This window comes from Polynucleobacter sp. JS-Polo-80-F4 (assembly GCF_018881965.1).
Taxonomy (GTDB): Bacteria; Pseudomonadota; Gammaproteobacteria; order Burkholderiales; family Burkholderiaceae; genus Polynucleobacter.
On sequence record NZ_JACVPI010000004.1, the window covers coordinates 1 to 1127 of the forward strand.

Consider the following 1127-nt stretch of genomic DNA (forward strand, 5'->3'; position numbering starts at 1 on the left):
CCGGCAACGGTGGTTTTTACTTCAGACCAGATGGCAATGGCTCCGCCATTGCCGGCACTGGTTGATGAGGTATCGATGAGCGCGTTCTCTTCGATGGTGACCGTTTGGGCTAGCTGGTTTTTACTGGACGCCACATCAGCATTGGCCTTCACATTTTGCGCAGCTTGATTTGGATTACTTGCTTGCACATTGACCTGAGTGCCACCAGATACTGCTGTTGCAGCTAAGCCGATGTTCACTTGGCCGCCGTTGGTAGCGCCAGTAGCAGTCGTTTTGGAGTTTTGGGCAATGGTGATGTCATTACCGACGATATTGATCTGACCACCCTGGGCAGTTTTGCTGTTCGCTGTTACTTTGCCAGCTTGATTGATGGTATTGGCTACGAGTTCAATGACGCCGCCGTTGCTGACCATACTGCTGGCAGAGATACGGCCGGTGTTTTTAATGACACTGGCCATCAGTTGATTGGCTGATCCTGCGGCAATGACGACTAGGCCACCATTGACTTCAACAACCCGCTTGTTTTCAATAAGGGCGTTATAGGTTACGGTATCTACTTTGACGGACATCAGGGAGTTGCCCTTAAAGTCCAGGGTAATTTGCTCACCGGCTGCTAGCGCTACGGTGCCTGATCCTTTTTTGGCTAGAAGATAGCCATCATTGCGCACTTCTGGGGCTAACAGGGCAATGTAACCACCCTCTACGTTGGTTGTGATCTTGCCTTCATTGGTGACTGATCCCTTGCCATTACCTTTGTAAGTGGCTTTACCTTCCATGAAGTCTTTATTAGAGATATCCATAGTGGTGGCTACGACACCAGCAGCATTAATGTCTGCGCCTTTGCCAAAGGTCACGCCATTGGGGTTTACAAAGACGACTTGTCCGTTGGCTTTTACTGCACCTTCAATCATTGAAGCAGTTGCACCAGTCACACGATTCAGTGTTACTGCATTAGCGTTGGGTTGATTAAAGGTGACTGATGCATTTTTACCGACATTAAAACTATCCCAGTTCACTACCGCACGTTGCGTTGTTTGATTCACTGTCATTGCTGCTGAGGTGGGGGTTTGGGTTTGGGAAATGGATGCAGAGCCGGCGATGACTTGACCGTTGGTGGGGAGTGCATT

At 49.4% G+C, this 1127-nt stretch carries 1 protein-coding gene; it reads right to left on the reverse strand.

The features are described from left to right. The coding region (locus ICN20_RS10195) for a filamentous hemagglutinin N-terminal domain-containing protein (RefSeq protein WP_216240518.1) at nucleotides 1-1127 on the reverse strand (1127 nt) is incomplete at both ends.